The sequence below is a fragment of the Nocardia rhamnosiphila NBRC 108938 genome, from assembly GCF_000720425.1.
GTDB lineage: Bacteria > Actinomycetota > Actinomycetes > Mycobacteriales > Mycobacteriaceae > Nocardia > Nocardia rhamnosiphila.
Genome location: NZ_JOAJ01000049.1, coordinates 1 through 586, shown reverse-complemented (window position 1 = coordinate 586; position 586 = coordinate 1). Strand labels below are relative to the sequence as shown.

At 60.2% G+C, this 586-nt stretch carries 1 protein-coding gene; it reads left to right on the top strand.

Annotated elements, in window-relative coordinates; all coding sequences use genetic code 11:
- The first annotated feature begins 120 nt into the window (after positions 1-120).
- Positions 121-390 (top strand): hypothetical protein, encoded by a 270-nt coding sequence (locus tag IG75_RS0135630; protein ID WP_030565536.1) that lies wholly within the window; start codon positions 121-123, stop codon positions 388-390.
- The last annotated feature ends 196 nt before the right edge of the window (positions 391-586 follow it).

Here is a 586-nt window from a genome sequence, read left to right as displayed (position 1 = left end):
GCCGTTCACGTAAGGTCCCGGCAAAAGGCAGCAGGCGGGCAGGAAGGCTCACCCTCTGCACACACTCACACAGACCTTTTCCGCTGCGCCCTGTAACCGCTGCACCCGAAAGGACAAGTCATGTCCCATCGCGCGTTCATCACTGCTTGCCTCGGTTGCCTTGCTCTCACGATGTCGAACGTCGCTGGCACTGCAGCCGCAGGCGGTCGTGACACCACAGACCACTTCACCCGCATCCGGCTGGCAGAACCTCCCCCGACCATCACCCTCTCGGGGGTCCCCCACGGCGACCACTTCGACCACAATGGGTTCAGTTACGGCAAGATGCCCGTCAGTGAATTCAAGAAGCTGGCCGGACAGAAGTTCAAGGGCATCGATCCCATCTTCTAGATGAAAACGGGCCACAGCCGGGCAAGGAGACCAACGCCGGGAAGAGGAACGCCGAACATCACATCGATAAAGGGCACGCGGACAAGGCCACCAAGAACATCTGCCGCAAGGAAGGCGACTGCTACTTCTTCGGCAAGCGGGACGAAAAATGGCCTCGACTAAGGGATAGCAGCATCGTCCAAGCGTGTGCCGGCGG

Excerpts from the sequence above, each read along its gene's own strand:
- IG75_RS0135630 (WP_030565536.1), top strand. The coding sequence starts at position 121 with ATGTCCCATCGCGCGTTCATCACTGCTTGCCTCGGTTGCCTTGCTCTC.